This is a genomic window from Vibrio mytili (assembly GCF_000830505.1).
Lineage (GTDB): Bacteria > Pseudomonadota > Gammaproteobacteria > Enterobacterales > Vibrionaceae > Vibrio > Vibrio mytili.
The window spans coordinates 1-17,176 of sequence record NZ_JXOK01000088.1 but is presented as its reverse complement, the minus strand read 5'-3'; the positions used below and the strand labels follow the sequence as shown (position 1 = coordinate 17,176).

At 41.2% G+C, this 17,176-nt stretch carries 14 protein-coding genes and 2 pseudogenes; 11 read left to right on the top strand and 5 right to left on the bottom strand.

Features of this window, described 5'->3' with window-relative positions; all coding sequences use genetic code 11:
• The first annotated feature begins 35 nt into the window (after window positions 1-35).
• From trkA to SU60_RS20510, 3 genes and pseudogenes are all read left to right on the top strand, one after another.
• Window positions 36-1,412 (top strand): Trk system potassium transporter TrkA, encoded by a 1,377-nt coding sequence (gene trkA / locus SU60_RS20520; RefSeq protein WP_041157151.1) that lies wholly within the window; start codon window positions 36-38, stop codon window positions 1,410-1,412.
• A 9-nt stretch (window positions 1,413-1,421) separates the two neighbouring features.
• Window positions 1,422-2,866, top strand: a pseudogene (locus SU60_RS20515) (TrkH family potassium uptake protein).
• Between the two features lie 25 nt (window positions 2,867-2,891).
• On the top strand, window positions 2,892-3,476 hold the full coding sequence (locus SU60_RS20510) for a DUF3157 family protein (RefSeq protein ID WP_041157150.1): 585 nt from the start codon (window positions 2,892-2,894) through the stop codon (window positions 3,474-3,476).
• Window positions 3,477-3,527: 51 nt separating this feature from the next.
• Here SU60_RS20510 and trhA read toward each other — a convergent pair whose 3' ends face one another.
• Window positions 3,528-4,181, bottom strand: coding sequence for a PAQR family membrane homeostasis protein TrhA (trhA, locus tag SU60_RS20505; protein WP_041157149.1), 654 nt, complete (start codon window positions 4,179-4,181; stop codon window positions 3,528-3,530).
• Between the two features lie 66 nt (window positions 4,182-4,247).
• Complete coding sequence (locus tag SU60_RS20500; protein ID WP_041157148.1) at window positions 4,248-5,060, bottom strand: sporulation protein; 813 nt, start codon at window positions 5,058-5,060, stop codon at window positions 4,248-4,250.
• A 299-nt stretch (window positions 5,061-5,359) separates the two neighbouring features.
• Here SU60_RS20500 and SU60_RS21855 point away from each other — a divergent pair, with 299 nt between their 5' ends.
• The 6 genes from SU60_RS21855 (at window position 5,360) to SU60_RS20475 (ending at window position 10,984) form a co-directional block, all read left to right on the top strand.
• Complete coding sequence (locus SU60_RS21855) at window positions 5,360-5,530, top strand: hypothetical protein (protein ID WP_128814743.1); 171 nt, start codon at window positions 5,360-5,362, stop codon at window positions 5,528-5,530.
• A gap of 111 nt (window positions 5,531-5,641) precedes the next feature.
• The gene (locus tag SU60_RS20495; protein ID WP_041157147.1) at window positions 5,642-5,908 is read left to right on the top strand and encodes a YihD family protein; all 267 of its coding nucleotides are present in this window, start codon (window positions 5,642-5,644) and stop codon (window positions 5,906-5,908) included.
• A gap of 471 nt (window positions 5,909-6,379) precedes the next feature.
• Complete coding sequence (ccoG, locus tag SU60_RS20490) at window positions 6,380-7,807, top strand: cytochrome c oxidase accessory protein CcoG (RefSeq protein ID WP_041157146.1); 1,428 nt, start codon at window positions 6,380-6,382, stop codon at window positions 7,805-7,807.
• Window positions 7,808-7,861: 54 nt separating this feature from the next.
• A complete protein-coding gene (locus tag SU60_RS20485; RefSeq protein ID WP_041157166.1) occupies window positions 7,862-8,848 on the top strand; it encodes a serine/threonine protein kinase in 987 nt (328 codons plus the stop codon).
• Between the two features lie 165 nt (window positions 8,849-9,013).
• The gene (locus tag SU60_RS20480) at window positions 9,014-9,616 is read left to right on the top strand and encodes a thiol:disulfide interchange protein DsbA/DsbL (RefSeq protein WP_041157145.1); all 603 of its coding nucleotides are present in this window, start codon (window positions 9,014-9,016) and stop codon (window positions 9,614-9,616) included.
• A 405-nt stretch (window positions 9,617-10,021) separates the two neighbouring features.
• Window positions 10,022-10,984 carry a DUF2860 domain-containing protein gene (locus SU60_RS20475; protein WP_041157144.1) on the top strand — a complete coding sequence of 321 codons (963 nt, stop codon included), beginning with the start codon at window positions 10,022-10,024 and terminating at the stop codon, window positions 10,982-10,984.
• A 35-nt stretch (window positions 10,985-11,019) separates the two neighbouring features.
• On the opposite strand, the pseudogene SU60_RS20470 reads toward SU60_RS20475, so the two are convergent.
• Window positions 11,020-12,351: pseudogene (locus tag SU60_RS20470) on the bottom strand (YifB family Mg chelatase-like AAA ATPase); the annotation flags it as partial.
• 61 nt (window positions 12,352-12,412) lie between these two features.
• On the opposite strand from SU60_RS20470, the gene SU60_RS20465 reads away from it, so the two are divergent.
• The gene (locus tag SU60_RS20465) at window positions 12,413-14,101 is read left to right on the top strand and encodes a recombinase family protein (protein WP_041157143.1); all 1,689 of its coding nucleotides are present in this window, start codon (window positions 12,413-12,415) and stop codon (window positions 14,099-14,101) included.
• 24 nt (window positions 14,102-14,125) lie between these two features.
• Here the strand turns inward: SU60_RS20465 and mobV are convergent, their stop codons facing one another.
• Complete coding sequence (gene mobV / locus SU60_RS21060; RefSeq protein WP_052481570.1) at window positions 14,126-15,013, bottom strand: MobV family relaxase; 888 nt, start codon at window positions 15,011-15,013, stop codon at window positions 14,126-14,128.
• 503 nt (window positions 15,014-15,516) lie between these two features.
• Between mobV and SU60_RS20450 the strand changes: the two genes are divergently transcribed.
• Window positions 15,517-16,197 carry a hypothetical protein gene (locus SU60_RS20450; protein WP_041157141.1) on the top strand — a complete coding sequence of 227 codons (681 nt, stop codon included), beginning with the start codon at window positions 15,517-15,519 and terminating at the stop codon, window positions 16,195-16,197.
• Window positions 16,198-16,211: 14 nt separating this feature from the next.
• On the opposite strand, the gene SU60_RS20445 is transcribed toward SU60_RS20450, so the two are convergent.
• Window positions 16,212-17,176, bottom strand: a 965-nt coding sequence (locus tag SU60_RS20445; RefSeq protein WP_209419728.1) for an SGNH hydrolase domain-containing protein, incomplete at its 5' end; no start/stop codon positions are given.

Here is a 17,176-nt window from a genome sequence, read left to right as displayed (position 1 = left end):
TTTCAATCGCCTTTTTCAGATAACGAGAAAAGAGTATGAAAATCATTATTCTTGGTGCAGGTCAAGTTGGCGGCACACTGGCAGAAAACTTAGTGGGTGAGAACAATGACATCACCATCGTCGATAACGATTCCGATAGACTGCGTGAATTGCAAGATAAGTATGACTTGCGCGTCGTCAATGGGCACGCAAGCCACCCAGATGTGCTGCATGAGGCAGGTGCACAAGATGCTGATATGCTCGTCGCGGTGACTAACACAGATGAAATCAATATGGCGGCATGTCAGGTTGCTTTTACTCTGTTTAACACCCCCAACCGAGTCGCTCGTATTCGCTCACCAGAATACCTGGTTGAAAAAGAAGCTCTATTTAAATCCGGTGCCATTCCCGTCGATCACCTTATCGCACCTGAAGAATTGGTCACCAGTTACATCGAACGCTTGATCCAATACCCAGGGGCCTTGCAAGTGGTCAGTTTTGCCGAGCAAAAAGTCAGCTTAGTGGCAGTCAAGGCCTACTATGGCGGTCCTTTGGTTGGCAACGCCTTATCCGCGCTTCGTGAACACATGCCGCACATTGATACCCGGGTTGCGGCAATTTTCCGTCAAGGTCGCCCTATCCGCCCACAAGGCACAACGATTATCGAGGCAGATGATGAAGTGTTCTTTGTGGCTGCAAGTAACCATATCCGCTCTGTCATGAGTGAGTTGCAACGTCTTGAGAAGCCATACCGCCGTATTATGATTGTCGGTGGGGGTAACATCGGTGCGAGTCTTGCGAAGCGTCTAGAGCAAACTTACAGCGTCAAACTCATAGAACGCAACTATCAGCGAGCCGAACGACTTTCTGAAGAATTAGAGCAGACCATCGTGTTTTGTGGTGACGCAGCGGATCAAGAACTGCTCACTGAAGAGAACATCGACCAAGTGGATGTGTTCATTGCCCTAACCAATGAAGACGAAACCAATATTATGTCAGCCATGTTGGCCAAACGTATGGGCGCGAAGAAAGTGATGGTGCTGATCCAGCGTGGGGCTTACGTTGACTTAGTGCAAGGTGGGGTGATTGATGTTGCAATCTCACCACAGCAAGCAACCATATCAGCATTGTTGACGCACGTTCGTCGTGCTGACATCGTGAACGTTTCCTCGCTACGTCGCGGTGCAGCTGAAGCCATTGAAGCCATTGCACACGGTGATGAAACGACATCCAAAGTGGTTGGCCGTGCAATTGGCGATATTAAACTGCCGCCAGGTACAACGATTGGAGCGATTGTACGTGGTGAAGAAGTATTGATCGCCCACGATCGCACCGTCATCGAGCAAGATGACCACGTCGTGATGTTTTTGGTCGACAAGAAGTACGTGCCAGACGTCGAAGCGCTGTTTCAGCCGAGCCCATTCTTCCTTTAGGATTTTCCTATGGTCAACTTACGTCCCGTGCTGTTCGTTATTGGGCTGGTTTTATCCAAACTGGCTCTTTTCATGTACGTGCCTACTTTGGTCGCCTTTTTTACCGGTACCGGTGGATTCCTCGACTTTGCCCAAGCCGTGGTGATTACCCATATTGCTGCGTTTATCTGCCTAACGATTGGCAGGACCTCACGGTTTAAACTCAGCGTACGTGACATGTTTCTTATCACCAGCTTAGTTTGGACCATCGCCAGCGCATTTGCGGCACTGCCCTTCGTTTTCATTAACCATATCAGCTTTACCGATGCCTACTTTGAGACCATGTCCGGTATTACCACCACAGGCTCTACAGTACTCAGTGGTTTAGACAATATGGCTCCGAGTATCTTGTTATGGCGCTCTATATTGCAATGGCTAGGTGGTGTTGGGTTTATTGTTATGGCAGTGGCTGTTTTACCAATGTTAAACGTTGGGGGGATGAAACTGTTCCAGACCGAATCATCCGACTGGTCAGACAAAAGCAGTCCGCGCGCCAAAACCGTGGCTAAAAACATCGTCGCAGTTTATCTCATATTAACTGGTGCCTGCATTGCGGGTTATGTACTGACAGGAATGAGCTGGTTTGAGGCTATCAATCACGCTTTCACCACACTTTCCACTGGCGGGTACTCGACATCAGATGGTTCCATGAACCACTTCTCCAATGGCGCACATTGGGTTGCTACCGCCTTTATGTTTATGGGTGGCTTGCCGTTTCTTCTGTTTGTCGCCGCGTTACGTAAGCTCGAATCGAGATTTTACTTAAAGATGCTCAGGTCCGAGGTTTCGCTTACCTGTTTTTAGCATCCAGCCTTGTTGTCGCAGGATGGCTGGTTATTCGAGATGGATACACGATACTAGATGCCTTGCGCGTCTCCATGTTCAATATTGTATCGGTTGTGACGACCACGGGTTTTGGCCTCGAAGACTTTACCGCTTGGGGCGCTTTACCAACCACACTGATTGCCTTTTTGATGTTGGCAGGGGCTTGCTCTGGCTCAACCGCTGGTGGGATTAAAGTGTTCCGTTTTCAAATCGCGATGACATTACTCAATAAACAAATGATGAAGTTGGTGCATCCGTCCGGCGTCTTTGTTCAACGTTACAACCAACGCCCGGTCAATGACGATATCGTGCGTTCGGTTGTCGCATTCGTTTTGATGTTTTTTATCACCATCATTTTTATCGCAGGTTGCTTGAGCGGGTTGGGCTTGGATCCTGTCACGAGTATCTCTGGCTCTATTACCGCCGTGGCGAATGTCGGACCCGGAATGGGCTCCGTGATCGGACCAACAGGTAACTTTGCACCACTACCAGATACAGCCAAATGGCTGTTAAGCTTTGGGATGTTAATGGGCCGACTGGAAATTTTGACCATTCTCGTGCTGTTTTTCCCGGCGTTTTGGCGCCGCTAGTCTTGCTCACAAAAAAGGGACCACAATGAAAATATCAATTACCCTAGCGACGTTACTTGCAACCTCCTCGGTTTATACCGCAGAGGTAGTCACCCTTACTGACGGACGTGAAGTGAAATTAAATGATGACTTCACTTGGCACTACGTGGTGAAAAGCCCCGCGCTAAACACGACAAAAGTGGAAAAAGCGGCCATAAATACACCCATTAATACAGCCCCTACTATCGCAACCATTCCGGTTGTCACGAAAAACGTTGGTACCACAGTGGTGGTGAATAGCAAGAAGCCAACCCTACAGCTTTCTGATTCTGGCGTTGATATTTTACTGGGAGCAGCCAGCTACGAGAATGGTAGGTTGATTTTACCGACTTCGCTCACCAATCAGAGCACTCAGTCTGTGATTCAGGTTGAAGTGGAAATAGAAGTATTTGATATGTCAGGTAACTCACTGGTGAAAGAGAATGTGACAATCTGGCAATCCATCAAACGAATGGCAGAAACCTACCTTCGTCCAAAACACGCAGAGCAGGGCAAAGCGATTCAACTCACCGTGCCAGAATCTCAGCAATACCAACTGACCGCAAAAGTGATTGAAGTAGTCACGCGTTAACGACCAGACTTCGTTGAGCAAACTCGTAGCCACGAGATTTGCTCAACAGACCTAAACGGGTTCAACAAAGTAATAGATAGCGAAAAAGTGACACACGCAACCCGCCAAAACAAAACCATGCCAAATCGCGTGATTAAATGGGATGCGCTTAGCAACGTAAAATATTACCCCGATAGAATAAACCAAGCCACCTACAGCCAACAGCGTCAAGCCGGTAATATGCAGATGGATCGCCAGCTGATAAATCACTATCAGCGAAAGCCAGCCCATGACTAAATAAGAGCCCAGTGATAGCTTCTTGAACCGAGAAATAAACGCAACCTTCATAATGATGCCAATCAGTGCAATAGTCCAAATTACGATCATCAAACCTATCGCTAGAGGTGTGCGTAAGCTCACCAATAAGAAAGGGGTATAACTGCCCGCGATCAATAAATAAATGGCGCAGTGATCAAACGTTTTCATCCAACGTTTTACGTTTGGATGAGGAATAGCGTGATAAAGTGTGGAAGCTAAAAACAGCACTATAATACTTGAGCCGTAAATCGCCATACTGGTTAGAGTCAATGTGTCGGCCTGATGATCGAGTGCTTTGACCAGCAAAAGTACAAGACCAACGATCCCCATGACCATACCGATGCCGTGAGTAATTGCGTTGGCCCACTCTTCCGTTTGGCTGTATTGAGGTTTCTGTGGAGAAGACATCCCTGCGCCTATACTAGAGTGTTGAACAATAACTCTAGTATGGCACATTAAGCTTACACGTGTAAGCTAAAACTCATTTTCGTGCAGCGCGGTGGTTTGATCTAGGTAGTCGATCACGATATCGCCCACGTTTTCTGGGCTGGTCGTAACTGGAATCACCATTTCACGTTTCAGCTTTCCGCTTCCAAGTAAACTTGCGAGCATGCCACTCGTCCCTTTGCGAGTGCGATCAACTTCAAACCATAACTTGAGTTCATCTGCATTTCTGTGCGCAACAAACTCCAGTTCGCGCCACACACCATGGTATGGACCATCAGTTGGTACCATTTCAAACTCTTGAACAAAAGGCAGCTCGAAGCCGTCCACTTCTTCACATTCGACCTGACGAATTCTTAACCCTTGTGCTTCTAGTGCAGACAATACCGCATCCATCAACGGATCAGGGCGCACGGTTAACGTATCTTTATCCGTAGGATCGAGCGCGGCAGAAACATCGAGTCCCGTTTCAAGCCAGACTTTGGCGTCACCAATTGTTACTGGTGTATTCCATGGCACATTAAGCTTGGCATCAAACGTACGCTCTTCACCGGAATGAATAACAAATGCGTAAGGGAGGCTCCATTCAGCGAGAACATGGGTTTGTGGTACTCGGCGCATCATGTGCCCCTCACGAGAGCCTCTATCATCCAAAGTTTCAGCGATATAACGGCAACACAGTTTCAGATCAATATTGTCGATCGCTTGCTCTGTTGCTCCACCATACACATGGATAGACACATCCACACTTTGACCGGGGTAAACCACATCCTGATTTAGAATCGAGTCTACTTTAGCACTGCCGATTCCAAAACTTGCAAGTGTCTTCTTTAAAAATGACATATGCACCTCCTTCGTCTATGCCTCATACTACTACTGCGGTTCTCGGGATCAAAACAAAATTTTTTCTCTCTTTAAGGGTAAAAATAACAAAATTGAACGAATTCAATTGCTCAACTATCGACCAACGAATATAAGGGTGCTAATCTAATAACTGATATGCATGCATATCGCTATTCCTGAATTACTAATTGGATTGGCGAGAGCCAAATGAGCCTCCTTCAGGTTAAAACTGGAGCCGAACTCGTAGTAATTTAGGCCATAACATCGGCAATGGATATGCCTGACAGTTAGGTAATGCAATGCGCCCAACAACAGTCAGGTTCGCACACACCAATAGTAGTGCAATGCGCCGCCGCAGTGGCTTTACTCAAGCACCGAAAGCGCAGCAACGTAGTACGCCAGCAATGACATTAGTTGATAAACTTGCGATGACATCAAAAGCTTCGACCAAAGTCATCAAAGCAGCTTAATCAAAAGCGCAGTATTCACTGCGCTTTTTCTTTTCAACGTTTTCTTATTTGTCTTCTCGATGCAATTTGGTACCTTAAACAAAATACTTACAAAATTTGTGGAGAAGGAAAATGAAGTGTCATCGTATTGAAGAGTTAATCGAGCTGTTGGAGCCTGAGTGGCACAAAGATCAAGAAATGAATCTCATACAGTTTATTGTCAAATTAGCGGGCGAAGCGGGTTTTAATGGCAATCTGGAAGATTTAACCGATGATGTACTGATCTATCATCTGAAAATGCGCAATAGCAACAAAGACGACATGATCCCTGGGCTAAAGAAAGACCAAGAAGATGATTTCAAAACCGCGCTATTACGTGCTCGTGGTGTAATTAAATAGCGCAGCCCCTGCCTTTCAGAAGCGATCCATCAAAGGTCGCTTTTTTACAACTGAATACTGCCCATCTGGATAAATGAGCGTTCGATTGATTCCCCAGCAAAATCGCTCGGAACACGACCCAGACTGTCGTTACTAATGACTCACATGACAAAGTAGATAACACCTCTTAAAGCGATTATTACCCACTAAAATGATCAAAAGCGCATTTAAATAGACGCACTGTTCAGACAATTATCAGGTCAACTGTACTGTTTTTTGTTGTTAAACATTGACTGCGTTAAAGAAAAGAAATTGTTATTGATCGTATAATCGCCGCACATCAGTGTTTACTAAAGTATATACTCGATCAATCTCACGATGAGTTGCCAAAGGCGAATGTTGAGGATGCTTGAGTATAAACATAGCAATGCATCGAGTGCCAACAATAGAAATGGCACCGTAGCCTATAAAAAGCCCAAGAAGGAAAGCTAAATGAGTCAGGATAAAGACAAGATCGATATCAAGGATGTGACTCCCAAAACCTTTAACCCAAAAACACATAAAGGCAACGGGGATCGTTTTAACCCAAGCAATCGTATTTATGTGCGTGAGAGTAAAGGGACTTACCAAAAACTGCGACGTTATGGTGGCTGGTTTTTGTTGCTGCTGTTTGCCTTAACACCTTGGATTCCTTATGGAGAACGCCAAGCGATTTTGCTCGATATCGGCAACCAACAATTCAACTTTTTTGGCACCACCTTATATCCACAAGATCTGACGCTACTCGCGGTACTGTTTGTCATCGCGGCTTTTGGGCTGTTTTTCATCACCACCTTTTTAGGTCGGGTTTGGTGTGGCTACCTCTGCCCGCAAACCGTCTGGACTTTTATGTATATCTGGTTTGAGGAAAAACTCGAAGGCAGTGCAAACAAGCGTCGTAAACAAGATGGCAACAAATTAACCGCTAATTTAGCCATGCGTAAAGCCGCCAAACACCTAGCGTGGTTTGCGATCGCACTTGCAACAGGCTTCACCTTTGTCGGTTACTTCGTGCCGATGCAGCAACTGGTTATTGACTTCTTCACTCTCAATGCCAGTTTCTGGCCAATATTCTGGGTGCTATTTTTTGCTTTTTGCACATACGGCAATGCTGGCTGGATGCGCTCGATTATGTGTATCCACATGTGCCCCTACGCACGCTTTCAGTCAGCCATGTTCGATAAAGACACCTTCATCGTCGGGTATGATGCGAAACGAGGGGAAAAACGCGGTCCTCGCCCACGTAAAGCAGATCCGAAACAGCTTGGTCTAGGTGACTGTATTGACTGTGATCTATGTGTTCAGGTGTGTCCTACTGGCATTGACATCCGAGATGGCTTGCAATATGAATGCATCAACTGTGGTGCGTGTATCGATGCTTGTGACCAAACCATGGATCGCATGGGATATGAGAAAGGACTGATCAGTTATACCACAGAGCACCGCCTATCCGGCAAAACCACGAAAGTTCTGCGGCCAAAATTACTCGGTTATGGCGCCGTCCTATTGATCATGATTGGGCTGTTCTTTGCGCAAATTGCATCTGTGGATCCTGCAGGCCTAACGGTCATTCGTGACCGAAACCAACTATTCCGTACCAACAGCGCCGGGGAAGTAGAAAATACTTATACCCTTAAAGTAATCAACAAAACTCAACAAACACAAGAATACGCTCTCAATGTCACCGGAATGGGTGATGTGAGTTGGTATGGCAAACAAACCATTCAAGTTCAACCTGGTGAAGTTTTGAACCTGCCAATGAGCCTTGGTGTCGATCCTGACAAGCTAGACTCTCCTATCACCACGATTCAGTTTATACTCACCGATAAGAGCAACCAATTTACCATCGAAGTAGAAAGCCGGTTTATCAAAAAGCTGTAGCATGACTTACGGTGCCCAATGGAAAAAGGCTCAGCAATGAGCCTTTTTATTTATATGTCTCAAGGTACTTTTAACTTTGACGCCCTTACCCCTGATTTTATGTGGTATGCGTTAGAAAGCATCGGTATTCGAGCTGAGTCTGGGTTTCTCCCACTTAACAGCTACGAGAACCGCGTTTATCAATTTACTGATGAAGAGCGTCGCCGCTATGTGGTTAAGTTCTACCGCCCAGAGCGCTGGCGTCATGAGCAAATACAAGAAGAGCACGACTTCACTTTAGAACTCATCGACAATGAAATTCCCGTTGCACCGCCTGTATTGCTTAATGGTCAAACCTTACATCAGTACCAAGGATACACCTTTGCCCTGTTTGATAGCGTCGGTGGGCGCCAGTTTGAAGTCGACAACTTACAACAACTGGAAGGCGTGGGAAGGTTCCTCGGGCGCATTCACAAGGTCGGCAGCAGAACCAACTTTCAACACCGTCCAAGCATTGGTTTGCAAGAATATCTCTACCAACCACGTGAGCTGCTCCAACATTCATCGATGATCCCAATGCATTTGGAAAACAGTTTCTTTAATGACTTAGATCTGCTGATCCAAGCGATTGAACATCACTGGCCATCCGAACTCAATCCAATTCGTCTTCATGGTGACTGCCATCCAGGGAATATTCTGTGGCGCGATGGACCAATGTTCGTTGACTTAGACGATGCGCGCAATGGTCCCGCGGTGCAAGATCTGTGGATGCTGTTAAACGGTGATCGACAAGATAAAATCATGCAGCTCGACATCATATTGGAAGCATACCAAGAGTTTTGTGACTTTAACCCAACAGAATTGAAACTAATCGAACCTCTTCGCGGTCTACGAATGGTGCACTATATGGCATGGTTGGCCAAACGTTGGCACGACCCAGCATTCCCTCTCGCATTTCCGTGGTTCAATGAACCGAAATACTGGGAAGGCCAAGTCCTTGCATTTAAAGAACAGATAGCCAACTTAGAGGAAGCACCACTGTCGTTAATGCCACAATGGTGATAAAAAACCAAATAACATACACTTAACGTTCTTACGCCCAATGATTGCTTAAAAACCCAAGTGTAAAATGTTACCGGGACTGTAACCTGTCATTCTCGTTGACCTAATGTTCTTGAGGTGATTTGGGGTTGAATCAGCCCAACAATTCAAAATGGAGATATTTACATGAAAAAGCTGTTCGCATTATTTTCTATGCTGATACTCAGTCTGTCAGTCAACGCAGCGCAATTTAAAGAAGGTGAGCACTATAAAGTCTTAGATTTAGAAGCATCAAAAAAACCAGTCGTCAGCGAGTTTTTCTCATTTTATTGCCCACACTGTAATGCGTTTGAACCAGTTATTCAGCAATTGAAGAAACAGCTACCAGAAGGTGTGAAGTTACAAAAGAATCACGTGTCTTTCATGGGTGGCAATATGGGCACTTCAATGAGCAAAGCATTCGCAACCATGATCGCGCTAAAAATTGAAGACCAAATGGTGCCAGTAATGTTTAATCGTATTCACAATCTACGTAAACCACCACGTGACGATGCAGAGCTGCGTCAAATCTTCGTAGATGAAGGCATTGATGCGAAAAAGTTTGATTCGGCCTTCAACGGGTTTGCCGTAGATTCAATGGTTCGTCGCATGGACAAACAGTTTGAGGACAGCGGTCTTACGGGTGTACCTGCTGTGATCGTGAATAACAAATATCAAGTCCAAGCACAGAGCATCAAATCAACCGATGAGTACTTCGCGCTGGTCAACTACCTGCTGACCCTAAAGTAATTTTCACCTCATCGCTGTTGAGATATACACTGTAAGATCAAATATCAAGGGGAGCCGTATGTGCTCCCCTTACTTTTAGAGCAAGATTTACTCGTTATCGAGATTACAGGTATACCCAAGTACCTGTTCATCGACCAATCACGATTGAGCAAGCGGTCGAATTGACCATCACCCGAGATGCGTGAGTGAAAAGTAACACTTATGAGAACATGATCATTTAACAAAAAAATAATAGGGTGATTAATAAAACAGCGTGTAATTATACGACTCTATCGTTACATTAGAATGTGTGTAAGAAGGGTCTTACGTGTTACCTAGCTATTCTCAGGCCGTTTTCACACAACAATTTTCACATAACAATGCTTAAGCAAATAATTGTTCATTCGACATTTTAGGAGATCACGAATGAGACTAAAGTTGGCACTCTTACCTTTAGCCTTGGTAGTCAGCACTTCTCAAGCACAACTGGCAGACAGTCAGGGGTTTAGTGGGGAGATATCGGTTATCGCTGGTTATGCTTCTACCGAGTCGAACTTAAATACAGACAATAGCAAAACGATAAACTCACTTAATCAGAAAGGAGAAAGTGAGAGTTCTGCCGTCATTGCACCATTGGGTAATGTGGCTTACACGTTTGGTAGTGCCCTTAACCACCAAGTCTATATGGGTACGTCACGTTCTGATGTCGCCATAGGTACACTGGCCTTTCAATTAGGTTATCAGTATCAATTAGATTCAGGTACAGTCCTTGACTTCTCTTACTTGCCAACCCTAGTGGACGGTGAAACCTGGAGCAATCCATACCAAACTGGCTCAGCACGCAGCACAACCGATGAAAGCGGCAATGCTTTTCGATTCCAAGCCAAAGGCCTTATCGATAAAAACTTTAACCTCGAACTTGGCTACGCCGAGCGTGACGTTGAAAATGACGACGTGATTGGGTTTGACGATTCACTCGCACGTGATGCTGACGTCTACTACTTCAAAGGTAGCTACCGTATTTCAATGACCCCAACTTCCATTCTACAACCTGCGTTTACTTACATCATGCAAGATGCAGAGGGCGATGCAGAATCATTCGATTCATACGGTGCGGATCTAAGTTGGTTCAAATTCATCAACCAGCATCGCTTAGCTCTGACTGCTGGTTACACATTGAAAGACTTTCAATCGGCAAGTCAAACATTTGGCAAGAAACGCAGCGATGACACCTTAAGCCTATTCGCTGCTTATGAGTACGAAAACGTATTCGATTGGCAAGACTGGTCGTTTGTTTCTTTTGCTGGCTACAGTCAAACCGATTCAAATCTCACCTTCTTTGATGAGAAAGAGTACTTGCTCTCACTTGGCTTAAACTACAAATTCTAATCCCGCTTAACTCATCGCTATAGTGACTGAAGCAACTAAACCGCTTGTGCTGTTAGTTGCTTCAGTAGTCTATCCATTGCTCGGTAACCAAGTGCTTCGGCAAGATGAGCGCGCTCAATATGCTTTGCGCCATCTAAATCTGCGATGGTTCTGGCAACCTTAATAATGCGATGATACGCTCGGATAGATAACCCCAAACGATGCAAAGCCGTTTCGAGAAACTCGGCGTCACTTTTCTGTAAAGGACAAAACGTTTCAATCTCTCGACTGCCCAACAACGCGTTCACTTTACCACTGCGCGACAGCATACCTTCGCGAGCAGTATTCACCCGTTGCTTTACGACGGCAGTCGATTCACCACGCTCCCCCCCTTGCGAAAGCGTGCCCTTTGGTAATGCTGGAATTTCTAACGACATATCAAATCGGTCAAGAAGTGGTCCAGATAGTCGCCCTAAATAGCGTAAGATCGCTTGAGGATTGGTGCGAGCTTGGTTACCTTCATAGTAACCGGTTGGGCTTGGGTTCAACGCGCCCACCAACTGAAATCGTGCAGGAAAGCGAGTTTTTCCTTGTGCCCGAGAGATAATGATTTCCCCAGACTCCAATGGCTCGCGCAAAGAATCCAAAACTTTCCGGTCGAACTCAGGCATTTCATCCAAAAAGAGCAACCCATTGTGTGCCAACGATATTTCGCCAGGGCGAGGAATAGATCCACCACCAACTAACGCTGCCATTGAGCTCGAATGGTGCGGTGAACGAAAAGGCCGCAGCTTCCAATTGTGCTCATTAATTTCACTTTGCGTCAGCGAGGCAACCGATGCCGTTTCCATCGCTTCTTCATCACTCATTTCCGGTAACAAGTCACACAAACGCGATGCCAACATCGTCTTTCCGGTACCAGGAGGGCCAAGAAACAATAGGTTGTGGTTGCCAGCTGCTGCAATTTCGAGTGCCCTTTTACCTTGTTGTTGACCGATAATATCTTGCAGATCGCGTCCATGCTTCGTGGCTTTCCTTAGTTTAGGAGATTGATAAAGTTCAAGCTTTTGCTGGCCACACAACTCTGCACAAACTTCCAATAAAGAGTGCGCGGATTTGTGCAGCTCTTTCGCCACCAGCGCAGCCTGATCACCATTGACGTTCGGTACCACCAAATGACGTTGAATTTTACTCGCTTCTAACGCTGCCGGGAGCACGCCTTTTACCGATCTTAACTCACCGGAAAGTGCTAACTCTCCAACAAATTCGTAGTTTTTCAGCTTATCTGTGGCAATTTGTGCCGAAGCCGCCAAAATCCCCAAAGCAATAGGTAAATCGAAACGCCCACCTTCTTTGGGTAGGTCCGCTGGCGCCAAGTTCACTGTGATTTAGTGTATGATTAACAGGAATAAATGATATTAAGATTTGCCTAATCTAAGGAATGAAACAATGCAGAAAATACTATATCCCTACGTCCGATTCAGTAGTGAGCAACAATCAGGCGGTAGCTCATATCAGCGACAGCTTGGCGATATCTTGAAGTATGCAAAGGAGAACGGTTATACAGTAAATGATAGCCTTGAACTAAGGGACTTAGGGCTATCGGCATACAAAGCTGACCATATCAAAAAGGGCTCATTAGGGGATTTTTTTGACGCCATAGACTCTGGGATGATAGAGACTGATGGTTCCGCCTATTTGTGTGTTGAGCAGATTGATAGACTATCTCGCCAGAGCTTAGATGATGCATCCGATGTGTTGAGAACTATTCTAAGAGCAAACATTAATGTAATTACATTGATGGATAAGATGATCTACACAAAGGAGAGCCTTAATGACTTAATGAGTGTTCTCTATTCTTCTATGCTAATGGTACAAGCGAATAAAGAAAGTGCAGTAAAGTCAGAACGTATTTTGAAGAGCTTTGATAGGAGAATTGACAAGTTAAATAATGGCGAGCCTATACAGTATGTAGGTATATTTCCTGGCTGGATAGATAATAAAGGAACAAAACAAAAAAAAGATTTTGTTGTTAATGATAAGGCAAAAATTGTTCAACGTGTTTTTAAAATGTATATTGAAGGAGCTTCAATGGGTGATATTGCGAGAATATTCAATGACAAAGGTATTGAACAGGTAGCAAAGAATCGACATAAGAACTTTACCAACTCTTGGAGCTCTGCCAAAATTAATCACCTCCTCAAAAATCGCTGTGTCCTCGGAGATCTTCATATAAAGAAGACCGGTGAAGTATTTAAAAACTACTATCCTCAAATTATATCTATTGATGATTGGGATGTTGTTCAATCAATGACAACAACAAAAAAAACCATCAAATATTCTGGTAGAAAATCTATTAATATATTTACTGGAAAAATATTCTGTTCTGGTTGCGGGCAAAAATATTATTTCGAGACTGATGATAAGATTACAAAAAAAGGGAGAACTTTATACTATATGTTAAAGTGTCAAGGAAGGCGTATCTTAGGCTGTAAGAGTAAATCTATAAAATATGATGATTTTCTTTCTTCTACTCCAAATATGTTTGGAATGATAACTAAAACAAAGAAAGATAATAGTGAAGAAATAAAAAAAATAAAACAACAAATAAGTTATATATCCTCTGAAACAAGGGAATTTGAAAAAAATATAAACACCTTAGAAAATATGAACGACAATGGTAGTTTAGATTATGAAACATATCTAAAAGAGAGTTCAAAACAACGTAAAAAGATCAGAATCAATGATACCAGAGTTGCAGATTTTAAAGCTAACATAGCAAGACTTTCAAGTGATAATAAATTAAATAATTTTGACAAGACAGACCCTATTTCAATAATAAAAGGAAAAAGGTTTGTTAATGAAAACTTTGCTGGATTTGTTATTTCAAGTGATTCAAAATCGTGCACTGCTTTATATTTAAATGGAAAGATTGTTCATTTCCCCCTCCAAAACAGTAAAATTGAAAAGAAAGAAAACATAAGCCCTGTCGACGGTTTTGGAGAGTTCTTTGAGTTAAAAGAAGAAATAATTAATGCATATAAAAGTGGTAAGATGGATGGAAGATTTATAGAAATATTAAGGGCTGCTAATTTTTGGGGCGTTGACACACCGGAAAAAGATTATTCTTTTGAATAAAATATAAGAAATAGATTAAGAAATCTATCTCCTTAATCTATTTCTTTTTTTATCTTTTCTTTTATTTATCTCATCAGGAAAGTTATTTGGATTTAATTCCGGAAAAAGGTGTTGATATTCATACTCACTTTCAATTTCATTATCAGGTTTAGTTGGGTTAGAAAGTTCTTTAATTTTGTCTTTTAGTTGTTCAATAACCTTTTTCAGCTTAAACATTTCATTATCTTGTTCTTTTATTGACTTTTCTAACTTTTTTTCCCTATTAACCATAGAGAATATTTTATCATCTCTTTCTTCGAGTTCATTTTCTAACCTTGAAATATTGTTTTTCAATTCTTTGTTATTTTCTATTTCCTTGTTAATCATTGAATAATAATCTTTAATTTTCGTATGCTCTGCCTTAGAACCTTGATTGTATTTTAATTTAGGTTCAATCATTTTCATTTTATTCAAGTAAGATTTTTGATAATCAGGCAATGTTCTTTTATTAAAAAGTTCACGAGCTGACAATCTACCATCATCAGTCATTGGTACAATATGAGCATGTATATGTGGAGTCCTTTCGTCAAGATGCAACACAGCGGATACAAGGTTATCCCCAAACTCATTAATTAGCCATTTACGAGCATTTATTGCAAACTCTTTTGTGTTGATATTGCTTTGGAAAAAATTAGGCGAGAGGCTTAATACAGCCTCAATACAAAGCACTGCATTTTTTCTTGGGGTTATATTATTTTTTTCAAACTTTCGTTTTACGTCCCTAACGACATTTCCAGAACCAAGTAATTTTTTATTACTTATTTTTGGGTTAGCATTAGGTGTTTCTAAATATCTATATACGTGAGCATTTGATAAGTTCAAATTATTGTAGCTTTTTATTTTTTCAAATCTTAATACTGTTTTCAATTCCATTTGAAATCTCCTTATAATTTTCAGTATAAACAATTTTTGATTGTTTAACCCCGTAGGGCGAACCAAACGAAGTTTGTATAGTGAGTATACAAACGTGTTTGTTGGTATATACATTAAACATATGAGCATATATTATAATATTGTCAAACATTGGGACTTTGACAATCAAAATTAGATAGATATCCACAACCGTTCCAATATCATTCCATAACTGTTCCAATCATGTCACGCAATAGTTCCAAGTGTATTCCACAGCCGTTCCAAAATAAAAAGTCACACATTAAATTATTACTTTAAACATCAGATTATTTAGACATTAATAAAACACCCTAATATATCTTTAAGTATTTTATTTATTATTATTTTTAGAATACTAAAATACAATTGCGCTATGCGCATTTCTGATAATCCGCACGTAGTGCGAAAAATAATTTTAATTGCCTATTTACATTTAATAAATATATGATAATTGTATTACACAACCGTTCCAAAAAGAGGATATTATGAATAAATATAATGAACTACCACAATTACCAAAAGTTGAAAAAAACAAGTTAATAATTTTATTAAATCAAAATGCAGTTAGAGATACTAACCTCATAAGGTCATTTGAAAAACCAAGAGATTTTTATCTATTTTCTATATTGCTTCATAACGAAATAATTAGAACAAAAGAAAACAGAACAATTGAAATAAGCATAAAGGAATTACAAGAAACATATAAGATTTTCAGAGGGGAATCAAAGTATGACCTAATGGATTTCTTAAACCAAATTAATAATGAAATATTTTCATATTTTGTTTTAGATAAAGAAAATGAGATCTTAACTTACAATATCAACCTTGATTATTTTGATACTAATAGCAATACATTCTTTGTTAATGTCTGCTTATTGAAAGGACTAAAAATTAACTCTCAAAAAATCGCACTGTTTTTAATGAGTATGGGGCCACACGCTAAGTATCTTCACCTTTCGCATATAGCTAAGTTATTAGACATTGAGGATAAGAGTCAGAAGTTAAAACAAAAATCAGCTAATACAGCCATAGAGACACTATCAAAGCATAATTTTATTAAAGATACTAAGTATGACCGAAGTAAGAAAGTATTCTATTTTAAAATGGAAGATCTTAAATTAAAAGAAACAATTAAAGATCTTCCTGATATATTTTGTTTATATTAAATCAATATATTAAATCAATTAAAATACTTCATAGTGTTTACATAATTTTCACTATTCATAAAATGTAGGGCTGAGTATTTAGAACCGATAATTGAAATATGCCCACCATCAAGACTATATGGTACTTCCAGTTTATTAATTCTGAATGTATTAGTATCATTAAAAAGTTCTTTTCTATCAATAAAATGTACATTTTCATATTTTTTAGATAGATCTTTTAATTGTGAATTGGCAATTTTCATTTTATGATCCTTATCACTCACTTCATTGATATCAAAATCACTATTAAAATAGATAGACCTGTAAAACTTTTTCATGATGCTACTTTCATATCTATGTGGAGCAGCCATTATAAAAACATTAACTCCCATATTAGAAGCTTCATCTACGACTAATTTAAAATCATCAAGTTGATTTTTAGACAATGCACTATCCCAAGAACCTGCAAAAATTACATTTTTATAATTTTTCAGATTCTTCTTAAGATAACTTCTGTTAATTAAACATTGTTTATATGCATTATGAGTTTTCGGCCCTGTAAAGTTATCAGTAAAGGATGCTATACACCAATTAGTAACTATTGATTGAAATGACTTATTATTTCTCTTAAAAATCTCATCAAAGAATGGTTCATTGTGTCCCGCATAGGAATCACCAAATAGTAATGTTGATGACTTATTTGATATATCACCTAAATAACAATCAGAACCTGCATCCTCACTAATTTCTTCCTGTCCATCATTAAAAGAATAAAAACAATATCCGTTTGTTCTTAATGGCATTTTAATTTCACTAATCAATAATTTCTTTTCATTATCAATTTCAAATCTTCCATCTACACCTTGTGATAAAAACGTATAACTACCTAATAAACCAACAAATAGAGTCATGTAGATCGGCTTGCATTTAAAATATTGCATTAAAGATTTAAAGTTATTTTCTAAACCGATACTCTCAATGTATTTATTGCTCCCGAATT